This is a genomic window from Kineococcus sp. GCM10028916 (assembly GCF_042674865.1).
Taxonomy (GTDB): Bacteria; Actinomycetota; Actinomycetes; order Actinomycetales; family Kineococcaceae; genus Kineococcus.
In genome coordinates, this window is the sequence record NZ_JBHTFM010000016.1 from 463,091 (window position 1) to 479,522 (window position 16,432).

Annotated in this window: 13 protein-coding genes and 2 tRNA genes; 7 read left to right on the top strand and 8 right to left on the bottom strand. The window is 70.8% G+C overall.

From position 1 onward, the window contains the following. The first annotated feature begins 33 nt into the window (after nucleotides 1-33). Complete coding sequence (valS, locus tag ACFQ46_RS15950) at nucleotides 34-2,664, top strand: valine--tRNA ligase (protein ID WP_380260351.1); 2,631 nt, start codon at nucleotides 34-36, stop codon at nucleotides 2,662-2,664. A gap of 75 nt (nucleotides 2,665-2,739) precedes the next feature. Here valS and ACFQ46_RS15955 read toward each other — a convergent pair whose 3' ends face one another. Continuing rightward, complete coding sequence (locus tag ACFQ46_RS15955) at nucleotides 2,740-3,825, bottom strand: inositol-3-phosphate synthase (RefSeq protein ID WP_380162176.1); 1,086 nt, start codon at nucleotides 3,823-3,825, stop codon at nucleotides 2,740-2,742. After that, entirely contained in the window at nucleotides 3,822-4,394 is a 573-nt protein-coding gene (locus ACFQ46_RS15960; protein ID WP_328295345.1) for a PadR family transcriptional regulator, read from the bottom strand. The genes ACFQ46_RS15955 and ACFQ46_RS15960 overlap by 4 nt, the downstream gene beginning before the upstream one ends. Before the next feature lie 137 nt (nucleotides 4,395-4,531). On the opposite strand from ACFQ46_RS15960, the gene ACFQ46_RS15965 reads away from it, so the two are divergent. The 4 genes from ACFQ46_RS15965 (at nucleotide 4,532) to ACFQ46_RS15980 (ending at nucleotide 9,021) form a co-directional block, all read left to right on the top strand. Further along, complete coding sequence (locus ACFQ46_RS15965) at nucleotides 4,532-4,960, top strand: MarR family winged helix-turn-helix transcriptional regulator (protein ID WP_380260352.1); 429 nt, start codon at nucleotides 4,532-4,534, stop codon at nucleotides 4,958-4,960. A gap of 103 nt (nucleotides 4,961-5,063) precedes the next feature. After that, the gene (locus ACFQ46_RS15970) at nucleotides 5,064-5,564 is read left to right on the top strand and encodes a MarR family winged helix-turn-helix transcriptional regulator (protein ID WP_380260353.1); all 501 of its coding nucleotides are present in this window, start codon (nucleotides 5,064-5,066) and stop codon (nucleotides 5,562-5,564) included. Further along, entirely contained in the window at nucleotides 5,561-8,161 is a 2,601-nt protein-coding gene (locus ACFQ46_RS15975; RefSeq protein WP_380260354.1) for an MFS transporter, read from the top strand. The genes ACFQ46_RS15970 and ACFQ46_RS15975 overlap by 4 nt, the downstream gene beginning before the upstream one ends. A 20-nt stretch (nucleotides 8,162-8,181) precedes the next feature. After that, a complete protein-coding gene (locus ACFQ46_RS15980; protein ID WP_380260455.1) occupies nucleotides 8,182-9,021 on the top strand; it encodes a YceI family protein in 840 nt (279 codons plus the stop codon). Nucleotides 9,022-9,122: 101 nt separating this feature from the next. Here the strand turns inward: ACFQ46_RS15980 and clpX are convergent, their stop codons facing one another. The 5 genes from clpX to ACFQ46_RS16005 form a co-directional block, all read right to left on the bottom strand. Next, nucleotides 9,123-10,415: an ATP-dependent Clp protease ATP-binding subunit ClpX gene (clpX, locus tag ACFQ46_RS15985; RefSeq protein WP_380260355.1), complete on the bottom strand. Its 1,293-nt coding sequence runs from the start codon at nucleotides 10,413-10,415 to the stop codon at nucleotides 9,123-9,125. A 202-nt stretch (nucleotides 10,416-10,617) separates the two neighbouring features. After that, nucleotides 10,618-11,271, bottom strand: a complete 654-nt coding sequence (locus ACFQ46_RS15990) for an ATP-dependent Clp protease proteolytic subunit (RefSeq protein WP_380260356.1) — start codon at nucleotides 11,269-11,271, stop codon at nucleotides 10,618-10,620. Nucleotides 11,272-11,314: 43 nt separating this feature from the next. After that, nucleotides 11,315-11,956, bottom strand: a complete 642-nt coding sequence (locus ACFQ46_RS15995; protein ID WP_380260357.1) for an ATP-dependent Clp protease proteolytic subunit — start codon at nucleotides 11,954-11,956, stop codon at nucleotides 11,315-11,317. Between the two features lie 189 nt (nucleotides 11,957-12,145). After that, nucleotides 12,146-13,552 (bottom strand): trigger factor, encoded by a 1,407-nt coding sequence (tig, locus tag ACFQ46_RS16000; RefSeq protein ID WP_380260358.1) that lies wholly within the window; start codon nucleotides 13,550-13,552, stop codon nucleotides 12,146-12,148. A 155-nt stretch (nucleotides 13,553-13,707) separates the two neighbouring features. Beyond that, a tRNA-Pro gene (locus ACFQ46_RS16005) sits at nucleotides 13,708-13,781 on the bottom strand. 111 nt (nucleotides 13,782-13,892) lie between these two features. Here ACFQ46_RS16005 and ACFQ46_RS16010 point away from each other — a divergent pair. Further along, nucleotides 13,893-13,963, top strand: a tRNA-Gly gene (locus ACFQ46_RS16010). A gap of 82 nt (nucleotides 13,964-14,045) precedes the next feature. Further along, a complete protein-coding gene (locus ACFQ46_RS16015; protein WP_380260359.1) occupies nucleotides 14,046-15,266 on the top strand; it encodes a glycerate kinase in 1,221 nt (406 codons plus the stop codon). Here ACFQ46_RS16015 and ACFQ46_RS16020 read toward each other — a convergent pair. Beyond that, on the bottom strand, nucleotides 15,263-16,387 hold the full coding sequence (locus ACFQ46_RS16020) for a PP2C family protein-serine/threonine phosphatase (protein ID WP_380260360.1): 1,125 nt from the start codon (nucleotides 16,385-16,387) through the stop codon (nucleotides 15,263-15,265). The genes ACFQ46_RS16015 and ACFQ46_RS16020 overlap by 4 nt on opposite strands. Nucleotides 16,388-16,432: the final 45 nt, after the last annotated feature.

Here is a 16,432-nt window from a genome sequence, read left to right on the forward strand (position 1 = left end):
CGGGGGCCCGGTCGCGGCTGGAATGATGGGGTCATGTCCGACGCCACGCCCGCAGCGCCCGCACCCCAGTTCCAGACGAACGTCGCGCCCGGTGTCGAGGTACCCGACCGTCCCACGGTGGACGGGCTGGAGGAGCGCTGGGCCCCGACGTGGCAGGAGGAGGGCACCTACGCCTTCGACCGCACCTCCCAGCGCGCCGACGTCTACTCCATCGACACCCCGCCGCCGACGGTGTCCGGTTCGCTGCACGTCGGGCACGTCTTCAGCTACACCCACACTGACGTCGTCGCGCGCTTCCAGCGCATGCGCGGCAAGTCCGTCTTCTACCCGATGGGCTGGGACGACAACGGCCTGCCGACCGAACGCCGGGTGCAGAACTACTACGGCGTGCGCTGCGACCCGACGCTGCCCTACGACGCCTCGTTCGTGCCGCCGGAGAAGGCACCGAAGAACGACCGCGACTTCGTCCAGATCTCGCGGCGCAACTTCGTCGAGCTCTGCGACCGGCTGACGGCCGAGGACGAGCAGGTCTTCGAGTCGCTGTGGCGCCGTCTCGGCCTCTCGGTGGACTGGTCGCACACCTACTCCACGATCTCGGCGACCTCGCGGGCCACGGCCCAGCGCGCCTTCCTGCGCAACCTCGCGCGCGGCGAGGCCTACTCCCAGCAGGCACCGACGCTGTGGGACACGACGTTCCGCACCGCCGTCGCGCAGGCCGAGCTGGAGGACAAGGACACCGAGGGCGCCTACCACCGGATCGGGTTCACCCCCACCGACGGCGGCGAGACCGTCCACATCGAGACGACCCGCCCGGTGCTGCTGCCGGCCTGCGTGGCCCTCGTCGCCCACCCCGACGACGAGCGCTACCAGCCGCTGTTCGGGAAGACGGTGACGACGCCGCTGTTCGGCGTGGAGGTCCCCGTGGTGGCGCACCGGCTGGCCGACCCCGAGAAGGGGTCCGGGATCGCGATGATCTGCACCTTCGGCGACACGACCGACATCACCTGGTGGCGTGAGCTGCAGCTGCCCAACCGCGCCGTCATCGGGCGCGACGGGCGCCTGCTGCGCGAGACCCCCGCGTGGCTGACCACCCCCGACGGCGCCGGGTTCTACGAGAGCATCGCCGGCGCGACGGTGTTCAGCGCGCAGAAGACCGTCGTCGAGGCCCTGCAGGCCTCCGGCGACATGGTCGGCGAGCCGAAGAAGATCACCCACCCGGTGAAGTACTACGAGAAGGGCGACCGCCCGCTCGAGATCGTCTCGACCCGTCAGTGGTACCTGCGCAACGGGGGCCGCGACACCGACCTGCGCTCCGCGCTGCTCGCCCGCGGTGGGGAGCTGGCCTGGCACCCCGAGCACATGAAGCACCGCTACGACCACTGGGTCACGGGGCTCAACGGGGACTGGCTGATCTCGCGTCAGCGCTTCTTCGGGGTGCCGTTCCCGGTCTGGTACCGCCTCGACGCCGACGGTGAACCCGCCTACGACTCCCCGATCGTCCCCGAGGAGTCGGCGCTGCCGGTGGACCCGGCGGCGGAGGCCGCTCCCGGCTTCACCGAGGACCAGCGCGGGGTGCCGGGTGGTTTCGCCGCCGACCCCGACGTGATGGACACCTGGGCGACGTCGTCGCTGACCCCGCTGCTGGCCGGTGGCTGGGAACGGGACGAGGACCTGTTCTCCCGGGTCTACCCGATGGACCTGCGCCCGCAGGGCCAGGACATCATCCGCACCTGGCTGTTCTCCACCGTGGTGCGCTCGCACCTGGAGTTCGGCGGTCTGCCCTGGGCGCGGACGGCGCTCTCGGGCTGGATCCTGGACCCGGACCGCAAGAAGATGTCGAAGTCCAAGGGCAACGTCGTCACGCCGTTGGCGCTGCTGGAGGAGTTCGGCTCCGACGCCGTGCGCTACTGGGCCGCGTCCTCCCGGTTGGGCACCGACGCGACGTTCGACACCGGCCAGATGAAGATCGGGCGCCGGTTGGCGATGAAGCTGCTCAACGCCTCGAAGTTCGTCCTCGGACTCGGGGTCGAACGCGGCACGGCGGCGGAGCCGGCCGCGGTGACGGAACCCATCGACGCGAGCGTGCTCGCGGGGTTGTCCGTCGTGGTGCGCCAGGCCACCGAGGCGTTCGAGCGCTACGACCACGCGAGCGCGCTGGACGTGACCGAGAAGTTCTTCTGGAACTTCTGCGACGACTGGGTGGAGCTGGTCAAGGACCGCGCCTACGGTTCCCGCGGTCCGGCGGCCGCGGCCAGCGCCCGGGCGACGGCGGCGATCGCGTTGCGGACGCTGCTGCGCCTGTTCGCGCCGTTCCTGCCCTACGCGGCCGAAGAGGTCTGGTCGTGGTGGCAGGACGGCTCGGTGCACACCAGCGCCTGGCCCGTCCTGGACGACCTGGGGGCGACCGACGACGGTGCGCTCGGCGTGCTCTCCGCTGCGGGGCAGGCGCTCTCGGCGCTGCGCAAGGTGAAGAGCGAGGCCAAGGTCTCGCAGAAGACCCCGCTCACCGCGGCCACCCTGTCCGGTCCGGCCGCGCTCGTGGAGGCCGCCCGCCGCGCCGAGGGTGACCTGCTGGCCGCCTCGCGCGCGGCCTCGATCAGCTGGGAGGTCGTCGAGGGTGCGGAGACCCTGACGGCGAAGGCCGAGATCGCCCCCACCGACTGACGCGGGGCGGACCGTTGACGCGACGGGCCGAACCTATTGGCCCGAAGCGTCAACGGTCCCAACCGGGGGTGGGGGTCAGCGGTCGACGGTGCCCGCGATGAACGCCTCGACGCCGTGGCGGCCGGCCTCGTCGTCACGCTGCTGCGGCGGGGACTTCATGAAGTACGCCGACGGGGACAGCAGCGGACCGCCGATCCCCCGGTCCAGACCGATCTTCGCGGCCCGGACGGCGTCGATGATGACGCCGGCGGAGTTCGGGGAGTCCCAGACCTCGAGCTTGTACTCCAGGTTCAGCGGGACGTCACCGAAGGCCTTGCCCTCGAGGCGGACGTAGGCCCACTTGCGGTCGTCGAGCCACTGGACGTAGTCGCTGGGGCCGATGTGCACGTTGCGGGTGCCGAAGTCGGCGTGCACGTTCGACGTGACGGCCTGGGTCTTGGAGATCTTCTTCGACTCCAGGCGGTCGCGTTCCAGCATGTTCTTGAAGTCCATGTTGCCGCCGACGTTCAGCTGGTAGGTGCGTTCCAGCTTGATGCCGCGGTCCTCGAGGAGCTTCGCGAGGACCCGGTGGGTGATCGTCGCACCGACCTGGGACTTGATGTCGTCGCCGACGATCGGGACACCGGCGTCGGTGAACTTCTGCGCCCACTCCGGGGTGCCGGCGATGAAGACGGGCAGCGCGTTGACGAAGGCGACGTGCGCGTCGATCGCGGCCTGGGCGTAGAACATCGCCGCGTCCTCGGAACCGACGGGCAGGTAGCAGACGAGGACGTCGGCCTTCGCCTCGCGCAGCGCGGCGACGACGTCGACGGGTTCGGCGTCGGACTCGGTGATGGTCTCGCGGTAGTACTTCCCGAGGCCGTCGAGGGTGGGGCCGCGCTGGACGGTCACCCCGGTGGTCGGGACGTCGCAGATCTTGATGGTGTTGTTCTCGCTGGCGCCGATGGCGTCGGCGAGGTCGGTGCCGACCTTCTTGTCGTCGACGTCGAACGCGGCGACGAACTCGATGTCGCGCACGTGGTAGTCGCCGAACTGGACGTGCATGAGACCGGGGACGCTCTGCGTCGGGTCGGCGTCGCGGTAGTAGTGCACGCCCTGGACGAGCGAGGCGGCGCAGTTGCCGACACCGACGATCGCGACGCGGATGGGTCCTGCCATCAGGGGTTCTCCTCTGGTTTCTCGGGGTGGTGCTCTGCGGAGATGAGGCGTTCGAGCCAGTCGACCTCGCTGCGGACGGTCTCCAGGCCGTGCCGCTGCGCCTCGAGGGCGTAGGAGTCGAGCTGGGCCTGGGTGCGGTCGATGGAGCGGTTCATCTGCTCGAGACGTTCCAGCAGACGGGCCCGGCGGCCTTCGAGGATGCGCAACCGCGTGCGCGGGGCGACCCGGGTGAAGAGGGCGAAGTGGACGCCGAACGCGTCGTCCTCCCACGCGTCGGGACCGGACTCCTCGAGCATCTGCCCGAGCCGGTCCTTGCCGTGGCGGGTGATCTCGTAGACGACGCGCGCCCGCTTCGGACTGACGGTGCCCGGGATGCGTTCCTCGGTCGTCTCGGTGATGCAGCCACCGGCCTGCAGGGCGCGCAACGCGGGGTAGAGCGTCCCGTAGGACAGCGCCCGGAACACACCGAGGCGCAGGTCGAGACGCTTGCGGACCTCGTAGCCGTGCAGCGGGCCGTCGGCCAGCAGCGCCAGGACCGCGAGGAGCAGGACGTCGCCGCGTTTGCGGACCACAGGTTCTCCGTTCCGATGCATCGGTTCGATGCATCGATGGGGACAGTACGGGGACCGAGGCCCCTGGACAAGCCGCCGGGCCCGGCGCGTCGGGTGCGTGGCACGTACCGCCCCGCGCGGACCGGTAGGTTCCTCGGATGGTCACGGGTCCTGCCGAAGCACTGGAACGCGAACTCGCCGTGCTGTTGCGCCGCTCACGCGCGATCAACCGGGAGACCGCGCGCAGCGTGCACCCCGACCTCGAACCCGAGGCGTACAGCCTGCTCGTCCGTCTCGACGACGTCGGCGAGACCCGTCCCTCCGACCTCGCGACGTTCTTCGGGATCGGCAAGCCCACCCTGTCGCGCCAGGTCCAGCTCCTCGAACGCCTCGGGCTGGTGACCCGCGAAGCCGACCCCACGGACGGTCGCGCCGTGCGGCTGACCCTCTCCCCCGAGGGCCTGGAGAAGGTGCACGCGGCACGTTCGGCCCGCCGGCAGCGCCTGCACTCCCGCCTCGAGGGCTGGCCCGAGGACGACATGACCGAGCTCGCCACCCTCCTCGGCCGCCTCAACGCCCTGATCTGACCTCCCCTCCCCCGACGGCGGCTCCTGGGGACCTCGGGGTTGCATGCTGCAACCATCCGGGCATATCGTTGCTTGCACACACCAACCGAGCTCGAAGGTCGACATGGCCACACCTCACGCGTGTGCCGCGCTCGTCGACGTGTTCCCGGACCTGCTCCGCGCACGCCGCACGCTCGTCGGCACGCTGAACACCCCCGCGATCGCGACGCTGGCCGTCGTGCACCAGCGGGGTTCGATGCGGATCAGCGAAGTCGCCGAGCACCTCTCGCTCGACCTCTCCACCGTCAGCCGCCAGGTGACCCACCTGCGGCAGAAGGGGTTCCTCGACTCCGCCCCCGACCCCGACGACGGCCGCTCGCAGCGGCTGACCGTCAGCGCCGAGGGTGTCGAAGAACTCCGCCACCACCGCCGGGCCATCGTGGGCAAGCTCGTCGAGCGCCTCGACGCCTGGCCTGACCACGAGGTCGGCGACCTCACCCGGCTCCTCGGGAAACTCGTCACGACCGCCACCGCCGAGTGCGCGGTCACCACGTCAGCGGCAGCGTCGCCGGAGAACACCGAGCTCGTTCCAGAGCGGGAGAAAGAGTTGCAGGCGAACGCATGAGCACCACCACAGACACCCACCTCGCGCCCTCCGACAGTGCCGCGCCGAAGATGTCCCACAAGGAGGTCCTCGAGGCGCTGTCCGGCCTGCTCCTCGGGATGTTCGTGGCGATCCTGTCCTCGACGGTCGTCTCGAACGCCCTCCCGACCATCGTCAACGACCTCCACGGCACGGAGTCCGGCTACACCTGGGTCGTCACCGCCGCGCTGCTCGCGACGACGATCTCCACCCCCATCTGGGGCAAGCTCTCGGACCTGTTCTCCAAGAAGCTGCTCGTGCAGACGGCGCTCATCATCTACGTGATCGCCTCGGTCGTCGCGGGCCTGTCCACCAACATGGGCATGCTCATCACGCTGCGCGTCTTCCAGGGCATCGGCGGTGGCGGTCTGCTCGCCCTCACCCAGGTCGTGCTGGCGTCGATGGTCAGCCCCCGGGAACGCGGCCGGTACTCCGGCTACCTCGGCGCGACCTTCGCCCTCGCCACCGTCGGGGGCCCGCTGATCGGCGGGGTCCTCACCCAGCACCTGTCCTGGCACTGGTGCTTCTACGTCGGTGTCCCCTTCGCCGTCATCGCCTTCTTCGTGCTCCAGTTCAAGCTGAAGCTGCCGCCGCAGGCCAAGCGCGCCGTCTCCATCGACTACCTGGGCGCCTTCCTCCTCGCCGCCGGCATCTCCGCCCTGCTCGTCTGGGTCTCCCTCGCCGGCACCCAGTTCGCCTGGGGCTCCTGGTGGACCGTCGCCCTGGTCGCCGGGGGTGTCGTCTTCCTGGGCCTCGCCGTCCTGGCCGAGCACCGCGCCAAGGAGCCGATCGTCCCGCTGAAGTTCTTCCGCAACCCGACGATCGCCCTCTCCGCCGCCGCGAGCCTCTTCGTCGGTGTCGCCCTGTTCGCCGCCACGATCTTCCTCGGCCAGTACTTCCAGCTGGCCCGCGGGGAGACCCCGACCAGGGCCGGGATCATGACCATCCCGATGATCATCGGGCTCTTCCTGTCCTCGACCATCGCCGGCCGGTTCATCACCAAGACCGGACGCTGGAAGAGCTGGCTCGTCGTGGGCGGCCTGCTCCTCACCGTCGGTCTCGGCCTCATGGGCACCATCGAGTACGACACCAACTACTGGGTCGTCGCGCCGTACATGGCCCTCGTCGGCCTGGGCGTCGGCATGATGATGCAGAACCTCGTGCTCGCGGTCCAGAACGTCGTCGAACCCCGTGACCTCGGCTCCGCGTCGTCCTTCGTGGCCTTCGCCCGCAGCCTCGGCGGAGCCATCGGCGTCTCGGCCCTCGGTGCCGTCCTCGGCCACCGCGTGACCAGCCACCTGACCTCGGGTCTGCGCTCCGCCGGCATCGACCCCGCCGCAGCGGCTCGCTCGCTCGGTTCCAGCACCGGGGTGCCGGACCTGGCCACGATCCCCGAGCCCGTCCGCGGCATCGTCCAGGCCGCCTACGGCTCCTCGATCGCCGAGGTCTTCCTCATCGCGGCCCCGTTCGCCCTCTTCGCGTTCGTCATCACGTTCTTCTTCAAGGAGCGGGCGTTGCGCGGCGGCGAGGAGACCGGACAGGATGCCCAGGTGGCGACCACCGCTCCCGCGGCGGTCCAGGACTCCCCGGCCGGGCACGCTGCGGTCGAGGGTTCGCACAGCAACTCGGTGAACGGGTCCGTGAACGGTGCCGCCGCAGCGCTCAACGGTGTCGCGCACCACGACCGGGAGGAGACGACGGGCGTGTCCGCTCAGTCCACCCGCACCGACACCGGGCTCTCGCTGTCCGGTTCCGTCCGCCACCACGACCGGCGCCCGCTGCCGGGTGCCGTCGTGACCCTCGCCGACCAGTCCGGCCAGCAGGTGGCCCGCACCTCGACCCGCGAGGACGGCACCTACCGCCTCGCGCTGCCGACCGGCGGGACCTACCTGCTGATCGTCGCGGCGGCCCACGTCGCCCCGTCGGCGACCCTCGTCGGGATCGGGGACACCTCCGTCACCCGCGACGTGGTGCTCTCGGGTCGCTCGGCCATCACCGGCCGGGTCCTGGCCCACGAGATCCACGACGGCGTCGACTCCGGCAACCACCACGGGGTCCAGGGCGCGCTCGTCACCCTGACCGACGTGACCGGCGAGGTCGTCGGCTCCACCCGCACCGACGGTGGCGGCAGCTACGCCTTCGACCAGCTCATGGGCGGCAGCTACGTGCTGACCGCGCAGAACGAGTCGCACCGTCCGCTGGCCCGCAGCGTCGAGGTCCCCGACTCCGGCGCCCTGGCCTGCGACCTCGTCCTCACCGGCGGCGGCCGCCTCACCGGTACCGTCGTCGCCGCGAGCGACGGACGGGTCGTGCGCGAGGCGTCCGTGACCCTCGTCGACTCCTCCGGTGAGGTCGTCGGCTCCGTCGTCACCGGCACCGACGGCAGCTACTCCTTCGAGGACCTGGCGGGCGGGCACTACACGCTCACCGCCGCCGGGTTCGCTCCGGTGGCCACGGCCGTCGACATCGAGGAGGACACCGTCTCCGCCGCCCAGCTGACCCTGGGCTCCGGCCAGGCCGGCACCACGCTGGACCTGACCCGCTTCGAGACGAACTCCCAGATCGGCGACCAGCGGTGAGTCCCGACCGCGAGACCGACCTGCGCGCCGACCGGACCGTCGGCGCGCAGGCCGGCGCGGGAGTCACCGGTGAGGGGAAGGTGCTGACCCGCGAGGGGTGGCCCGTCACCGGCGCCTCGGTCACGCTGCTCGGCGCCGACGGCGCTCAGGTGGCCCGGGCGGTGACCGCCGGCGACGGGGTCTTCTCCCTCGACGGCGTCCCGGCCGGCGCCGCGACGATGCTCGTCGCGGCCCCGGCGCACGAGCCGCGGGCCACGACCGTCGTCGTCCCGGCCGACGGGGCCTGGCACGTCGGGGAGGTTCGTCTGCGCCGTCAGGGTGGCAGCGACGTCCCCCCGCCCGGGATCTGGGCGATCGACGTCACGCACTCGACGATCTCCGCGCGGGCCCACCACCTGGGCCTCTCGGCGGTCACCGGACGCTTCACCAGCTTCTCCGGGGTGATCACCGTCCCCGAGGACGTCACCCGTTCCCGCGTCGAGGTCGAGATCGACGCGACCTCGATCGACACCGGCAACGCCCAGCGCGACGAGCACCTGCGCTCGGCGGACTTCCTCAACACCGCGGAGTTCCCGACGTTGTCGTTCCGGGCGACGGGCCTGCAGCGCGGAGCCGACGGGTGGGTCCTCGCCGGGGACCTGACCCTGCTGGCCACCACCCGGCCCGTGCAGCTGCAGCTGTCCTACTCCGGCAGCGGTCCCGACCCGTGGGGTGGCACCCGCGCGGCGTTCTCGGCCACGGCCGAGCTGCACCGCGACGACTTCAAGATGAACTGGAACCAGGCCGTCGGCATCGGTGTCGCCGTCTTCGGGACCACGCTCAAGGTCGCGATCGACGTCGAGGCCGTCCTCCAGCAGTGACCCTCACCCACCCGTGATCCCGCTGGGACTCCCTGCGAGATCACGGGAAGCGAGGAAGGCCCCGCACCTCGAGGAGGTGCGGGGCCTTCGTCGTCCTGGGGTCAGGCGGACTTCTCGCGGCGCTCCCGGGTGGGTTTGCGGGCCGGGGCCTCACGGGGCACGAGCGTCGGGTTCACGTTCTTCAGCACGACCTCACGGGTCACGACGACCCGGGCGATGTCGTCGCGGCTGGGCACGTCGAACATCACCGGGAGGAGGACCTCCTCGATGATCGCGCGGAGCCCTCGCGCACCGGTCCCGCGGAGGATCGCCTGGTCGGCGACGGCCTCCAGGGCGTCGTCGGTGAACTCCAGCTCCACCCCGTCCAGCTCGAACATCCGCTGGTACTGCTTGGCGAGGGCGTTGCGCGGTTTGGTGAGGATCTGCACCAGGGCTTCCTGGTCCAGGTTCTCCACCGAGGTGATGACGGGCAGACGACCGATGAACTCGGGGATCAGCCCGAACTTCATGAGGTCCTCGGGCATGACCTCGGCGAAGGACGGCTCGGTCGCCTTCTTCTCCGTCGAGCGCAGCTGCGCGCCGAAGCCGAGCCCCTGCTTGCCGGAGCGCGCCTCGATGATCCGGTCGAGGCCGGCGAAGGCCCCACCCACGATGAACAGCACGTTCGTCGTGTCGATCTGGATGAACTCCTGGTGGGGGTGCTTGCGTCCACCCTGGGGCGGGACGCTGGCCGTGGTCCCCTCGAGGATCTTCAGCAGCGCCTGCTGGACTCCCTCCCCCGACACGTCACGCGTGATGGAGGGGTTCTCGGACTTGCGGGCGATCTTGTCGACCTCGTCGATGTAGATGATGCCCGTCTCGGCCTTCTTGACGTCGTAGTCAGCGGCCTGGATGAGCTTCAGCAGGATGTTCTCGACGTCCTCGCCGACGTAGCCGGCCTCGGTCAGCGCCGTGGCGTCGGCGATCGCGAAGGGGACGTTGAGCATCTTGGCGAGCGTCTGCGCGAGGTACGTCTTGCCGCAGCCCGTGGGGCCGATCAGCAGGATGTTCGACTTGGAGATCTCGACGGCGTCGTCACGGTTCTTCGCCGAGGGCTCACCGATCTGGATGCGCTTGTAGTGGTTGTAGACGGCCACGGCGAGGGACTTCTTCGCCGAGCTCTGGCCGATGACGTACTGGTCGAGGAAGTCGAAGATCTCCTTCGGCTTGGGCAGCTCCACCAGGCCCAGGTCGTTGGCCTCGGCGAGCTCCTCCTCGATGATCTCGTTGCAGAGGTCGATGCACTCGTCGCAGATGTAGACGCCAGGGCCCGCGATGAGCTTCTTGACCTGCTTCTGGCTCTTGCCGCAGAACGAGCACTTCAGCAGATCGCCCCCGTCACCGATGCGTGCCACCGACGGCTTCCTCTCCTCGTGCTGCTGGACCCACGACCCGGAGGCCGCCGAGCGGACCGGACGCGTCGCGTGCTGACCACGCTACCTGCCGGGTACCCCTCGCCCGACTCATTAGACGCCTCCGGGGGACACGGTGCCAGACCGGCCCCCCGGGTGCGCGCCTACGACTCGCGCATTGCTGCGCGCGAGTGACGTTCCGTGCTCAGAGCGACGGGGCAGACGCCTTGCGGCTCTGGAGCACCTCGTCGATGAGGCCGTACTCGACGGCCTCCTTGGCGGTGAGGAACTTGTCGCGCTCGATGTCCTCGCGCACCTGGTCGGCGGTGCGGTTGGAGTGGAAGGCGAGCGTGCTCTCCAGCCAGGACCGCATGCGCAGGATCTCGTTGGCCTGGATCTCCAGGTCGGAGGCCTGGCCGTAGTCGCCACCGGCCATGGCCGGCTGGTGGATGAGGATGCGCGAGTTCGGCAGCGCGAACCGCTTCCCCGGCGCACCGGCGCCGAGCAGGACGGCCGCGGCCGAGGCGGCCTGACCCATGCAGTACGTCTGGATGTCCGGACGGATGTACTGCATGGTGTCGTAGATCGCCGTGAGGGCCGTGAAGGACCCACCGGGCGAGTTGATGTACATGATGATGTCGCGCTCGGTGTCCTGGGACTCCAGGACGATGAGCTGCGCGATGATGTCGTCCGCCGAGGCGTCGTCCACCTGCACGCCGAGGAAGATGATGCGGTCCTCGAAGAGCTTGGTGTACGGGTCGGAACGCTTCATCCCGTAGGAGGTGCGCTCCTCGAACTGCGGCAGCACGTAGCGCGCGTTCTGGTCGTAGGCCGGGTTGAGGCGCGACTGGGGGTTCATCGGGCGGTCTCCCATCTGGGCGGTGAACGGAGGACGGAACGGCTCACGCATCGGTGCCGCCCCCGCCTTCGACCTCGCTCGTGTGACCGACGACGTGGTCGATGAGCCCGTAGTCCTTGGCCTCCTGCGCGGAGAACCAGCGGTCCCGGTCGGAGTCGCGCGTGATCGTCTCGAAGGTCTGCCCCGAGTGGAACGCGATCAGCTCGGCCATCTGCCGCTTGGTGGCGATGATCTGCTCGGCCAGGATCTTGATGTCGCTGGCGGAACCACCGAGGCCACCCAGCGGCTGGTGCATCATGATCTTCGCGTGCGGCAGGGCGGAACGCTTGCCGGCCGCACCCGCGGCGAGCAGGAACTGCCCCATGGAGGCCGCCATGCCGGTCGCGATCGTGGCCACGTCCGGCTTGATGTACTGCATGGTGTCGTAGATCGACATGCCCGCGGACACCGATCCGCCGGGCGAGTTGATGTACATGAAGATGTCCGCGTCGGGGTCCTCGGCGGCCAGCAGCAGCAGCTGCGCGCAGATGGCGTTGGCCATGTCGTCCCGGACCTCGGTCCCGAGCCAGATGATCCGCTGCTGCAGGAGTCGCTGGTAGACGTTGTCGTCCAGGCCCGCTCCCGGCGTACCCGTTCGAGCCTGCTGCGGCGTCACCAGTCCCGGTGCGCTCAAGATCTCGCTCACGCTGTTCCCTGGCCCTCTCCTGGCATCGACCACCCACCCCGGACCTGGTCCGGGAGGGTTCGGCGGATGCTCCGCCGATCTCGATCGACCCTAACGCGCAGCCCCCGACGACCATGTCGGGGCGGGGCCCTTTTCGCTGTCGGCGCACTGATCCCGGGTCCGGGAACAGCGCGCCGACAGCGGCGGGGATCAGCTCTTCGAGGGCTCTTCCGCGGTCTCCTCGGCGGCGGCCTGCTCGTCCTCACCGGTCGGGTCGACGGTCTGACCGGCCTCGTCGGCGGACTCGCTGCCGGACTCGAGGGCTTCCGCGCCGTCCTCGTCCTCGTCGCCGCCCACGAGCTCCTCGAGGTCCACGGCGTTGCCGGAGGCGTCGGTCACGGTGGCCTTCTCCATGGCGACGGCCAGCGCCTTGCGGCGACGGACCTCGGAGACCATGGCGGGCACCTGGCCGGCACCGTCGACCATCTGGACGAACTGCTGGGGCTCCATGCCGTACTGCTGCGCCTGGCCGACGAGGTACTCGATCAGCTCGCCCTGGTCGACACCGATCTCCTCGGCGTCGGCGAGGGCGTCCAGCAGCAGCTGGCTGCGGATCGCCTGACGGGTGGAGTCCTCGATCTCGGCGCGGTGCTCGGCGTCCTCGAGGCGGCTCTCGCGCTCGAGGTGGGCGTGGATCTCGGCCTCGACGAGGGACTCGGGGACCGGGACCTCGACGGTCTCGAGGAGCTTCTCGAGGACCTTGTCGCGGGCCTGCAGACCCTGCTCGAACTTCTTGGCCTGCTCGACCTGGTTGAGCAGGTCGGCGTTGAGCTCCTCGAGCGTGTCGAACTCGCTCGCCAGCTGGGCGAAGTCGTCGTCCGCCTCGGGCAGCACGCGCTCCTTGACCGACTGCACGGTCACGGTGATGGAGGCGTCCTCGCCCTTGCGCTCGCCTCCGGCGAGGGGGGCGGAGAAGGTCACGGTGCCCTCGGCCGCGACGCCGGTCAGCGCCTCGTCCAGGCCCTCGATCATGTTGCCCTGACCGATGCGGTAGCTGATGCCCTTGGCGGTCTCGATCTCCTCGCCGTCGATCTCGGCGTGCAGGTCGATGGAGACGAAGTCGCCGTCGGCGGCCGCGCGGTCGACACCGGTGAGGGTGCCGAAGCGCTCGCGCAGCGAGGTGAGACGGGTCTCGACCTCCTCGGCCGGGACCTCGAGGTCGTCGACCGTGACGGTGATGGTGGACAGGTCCGGCAGCTCGATCGTCGGGCGCACGTCGACCTCGACGGAGAACTTGAGGTCACCGCCGTCCTTGACGTCGGGGGCCTGGGTGACGTCCACGGTGGGCTGGCCCAGCGGCAGGAAGTCCGAGGCCTCGACGGCCTGCTGGTAGAACTTCGGCAGGGCGTCGTTGACGGCTTCCTCGAGCACGACACCGCGGCCGACGCGCTGGTCGATGACGCGCGCGGGGACCTTGCCCTTGCGGAAGCCCGGCACCTGGACCTGACCACCGATGGTCTTGTAGGCCTTGTCGAGACTGGGCTTCAGCTCGTCGTAGCCGACCTCGACGGTGAACTTCACCCGGGTCGCGTTGAGGGTCTCGACGTCGCTCTTCACAGCGGGGTTCTCCTGGGATCTCTCCGCGTCCTGCGGAGGTCGTGGTCAGGCGTGCGGCACGCCGGGCAGCCCCGGCGCACCGCGGAATGCTAGCTGCCGCGTCGGGGCTCTTTCGTGCGCGAGCGCCGCCACGTACGGCGACACCCGCGTGTCCGTCGGGGTACCCGGATTCGAACCGGGGGCCTTCCGCTCCCAAAGCGGACGCGCTACCAAGCTGCGCCACACCCCGCGACCACCACGCAGGCGGTACTGGAGCAGGCTACCGCTCCGGACCCGTTACGCTGTCCCCGCACGGTGCGCTGCTCCTGCCCGCAGGGTTGTGGCACGCTCTACCGTGCACGCGGGTGTAGCTCAATGGTAGAGCCCTAGTCTTCCAAACTAGCTACGCGAGTTCGATTCTCGTCACCCGCTCCGACGTCGGCGGCCGGTCCCCTCGGGGGCCGGCCGCTTCGTCGTCCCCGGGCGCTGCGGTGGTGATCGCTAGGGTCCCGCCATGCTGTGTGACTTCCACGTCGTCGTGGCCCCGGACAAGTTCAAGGGCTCGCTCACCGCCACCGAGGTCGCCCGCACGATCGCGGACGGCTTCCGCGAGGGCTTCGAGGGCGCCTTCGGGGAGCTCACCCGTGACGTCGACACCACGGGTCGCACGTTCACCTCGACCGAGGTCCCCGTCGCCGACGGGGGCGAGGGGACGGTGGAGGCGGCGCTGCGCTCGGCGGGCTTCCGGGCCGTGGCGACCCGCGTCGCCGGCCCGACCGGGGAGACTCTGGAGGCGACCTTCGCCCGCGACGGTGGCACCGCGGTCGTGGAGATGGCGCAGGCCTCCGGGCTGGACCGGTTGCCGGGCGGGGTACCCGCTCCGCTGACCGCCACGACCCGCGGCACCGGGCAGTTGGTCCGCTCCGCCCTCGACTTCGCCGCCGAGCACGTCGTCCTGGCCGTCGGCGGCAGTGCGAGCACCGACGGCGGCGCCGGGATCCTCGTCGGCCTGGGCGCCCGGCTCCTGGACGCGGACGGCCACGACCTGCCCGACGGCGGGGCGGCCCTGCTCGACCTCGACCGCATCGACCTCATCGGACTCGATCCGAGGGCGCGCGCCGCGCGCTGGACGCTCGCCGCCGACGTCGACCACCCGCTGCTGGGGCCGCGGGGGGCGGCCGCCGTGTTCGCACCGCAGAAGGGTGCCTCCCCCGCCGACGTCGACCTGCTCGAGCGCGCGCTGACCCGCTTCGCCGACGTCCTGGCCGCCACGACCGGCGTGGACGCGCGCGACACCCCGGGTGCGGGGGCCGCGGGCGGGACGGGTCTGGTGGCCCTCGGCCTGTTCGGCGCGGTCCGCCGCCCGGGCATCGAGGTCGTGCTGGAGTTCGCGGGCTGGGACCACCGCACCGCGGGCGCCGACCTCGTCATCACCGGCGAGGGCAGCTTCGACGAGCAGTCCCTGGGCGGGAAGACCCCGGTGGGGATCGCGACGGCGGCCGCGAGGACGGGGGTCCCGGTGGTCGTGCTCAGCGGCCGGCGGGACCTCCCGGAGCAGCGGTGGCGGGCTGCGGGCTTCGCGGACGCGCGGGCGTTGACGGACCTCGAACCCGACCCGCGGGTCTGCGTGCGCGACGCGGCCCCGTTGCTGCGGCGACTGGCCGCCGACCTCGGCGCCGAGCACGGCGAACGCGCCGCGACAGGGGCCCGGGGAGAGCGCCCGGCGCCGGGCTAGTCGCGCCAGAGCAGCAGCGCGGTGCGGTCGTCGGCGTCGCCGTCGGCCCCGTCCGCGACGAGCCGGGGCAGCGACCCGGACCGCTGGTCGGGGGTGAGGGCCACCAGCCTGCGGACCAGGGAACCGATGCCCTCGCCGAGGTCGACGTCGCGTTGCTCGACGACCCCGTCGGAGTAGACGAGCAGGGCGTCCCCGGGTTCGAGGGTCGCCGTGACGGCCGGGAAGTCCGCGTCGGGGACGACACCGAGCAGGGGCCCGTGCGCCGCGTCCAGCAGCTCCGCGCTCTCGACGGAGTGCGCGTGCACGGCCGGCGGGTGTCCGGCCGAGGAGACGGTCACCTTGCCCGAGGTGAGGTCGAGCGCCAGGTGCACGGCCGTCGCGAAGCCCTCGAACCAGTCCTGGCGCAGCACGTAGCGGTTGGCGGCGGGGAGGAACTCGTGCGGCGACACCGATCCGAGCAGCCCGCCGAAGGCCCCCGAGAGCAGCAGTCCGCGACTGCCCGCGTCCTGCCCCTTCCCAGAGACGTCGACCAGGACCACCTCGAACCGGGCGCGGTCGGGCGAGACGGAGGCGAGCAGGACGTCACCCGAGAACGCGTCGCCGTGCGCGGGCTGCAGCAGACCTTCGACGTGCCACCCCGGGGGCAGTTCCGGCAGGTCCCCCTGGGCCATCAGCCGGTCACGCAGGTCGACGAGCATGGCCTCGCCGAGGTAGCCGGTCAGTCCGAGCTGGTCGCGTCCCCGGGCGAAGACGAGCGCCATGCCGGCCGTGATCGCGATGACGACGAGAACGCTCGGTGACACGGGCCGGGGGTCGTCGGCGCGAGCGACGATCGCGACGAACATCGCCGGGACCGCCACGAGGCAGAGCGCCAGCATCCTCGGCATCCGCAGCACGAAGGCACCGATCAGGATCGCGGGCACGAACGCCGTCAACGGGACCCAGCTCGTGAAGGCCGAGCCCAGACCCACGCCGAGCACGACCGCGGAGAGGACGATCAGCGCCGGTGTCTGGGGTGGGCGGGCGAGCAACCGGCGCCAGGACGCACGCTGTGCGGCGCTGAGCAGCCCCGACCGTCGCGACGCCACGCTGCGTGGTGGCCGCGGGGTTGACCGCTGCATGGGAGCACTCTAGTCGTCACTCTCCGTCCATGGAGTGCGACTGGT

Bases quoted from the DNA above. Each gene is read 5' to 3' on its own strand.
- ACFQ46_RS15990 (WP_380260356.1), bottom strand. From the start codon at position 11,271: ATGAACCCCCAGTCGCGCCTCAACCCGGCCTACGACCAGAACGCGCGC.
- ACFQ46_RS15975 (WP_380260354.1), top strand. From the start codon at position 5,561: ATGAGCACCACCACAGACACCCACCTCGCGCCCTCCGACAGTGCCGCG.
- ACFQ46_RS16015 (WP_380260359.1), top strand. From the start codon at position 14,046: ATGCTGTGTGACTTCCACGTCGTCGTGGCCCCGGACAAGTTCAAGGGC.
- valS (WP_380260351.1), top strand. From the start codon at position 34: ATGTCCGACGCCACGCCCGCAGCGCCCGCACCCCAGTTCCAGACGAAC.
- ACFQ46_RS16020 (WP_380260360.1), bottom strand. From the start codon at position 16,387: ATGCAGCGGTCAACCCCGCGGCCACCACGCAGCGTGGCGTCGCGACGG.
- ACFQ46_RS15965 (WP_380260352.1), top strand. From the start codon at position 4,532: ATGGTCACGGGTCCTGCCGAAGCACTGGAACGCGAACTCGCCGTGCTG.
- ACFQ46_RS15970 (WP_380260353.1), top strand. From the start codon at position 5,064: ATGGCCACACCTCACGCGTGTGCCGCGCTCGTCGACGTGTTCCCGGAC.